Source organism: Paraburkholderia sp. SIMBA_030, from assembly GCF_046535245.1.
GTDB lineage: Bacteria > Pseudomonadota > Gammaproteobacteria > Burkholderiales > Burkholderiaceae > Paraburkholderia.
Window position 1 is genome coordinate 1 of the sequence record NZ_JAWRXB010001480.1, and the last position, 241, is coordinate 241.

General features: G+C 70.1%; 1 pseudogene. It reads left to right on the forward strand.

Annotated elements, in window-relative coordinates:
* Window positions 1–49: 49 nt before the first annotated feature.
* A pseudogene (locus SB772_RS44955) lies at window positions 50–241 on the forward strand (hypothetical protein); the annotation flags it as partial.

Sequence of the window (241 nt, forward strand, 5' to 3'; positions counted from 1 at the left end):
CAGCCGCGGAACGCGGCCCGCAGCAACAACGTCTTTGGGGAGAATGACCATGAACAAGATTCGCACGATTCTGCTTGGCGCCGCGCTGACGGCAATCGCATCGGCGGCTTTCGCACAAACGGCCCAGACGGGCGCTGAGGGTTCCGCCGGCGTCGGCGCACAAGTCCAGACGCCGCTGCTCGGCGGCGGCGTGGGCGTGCAGGCTGGCGCGGGCGCCAATGCCGCGGGCTCGGGCTCGGGT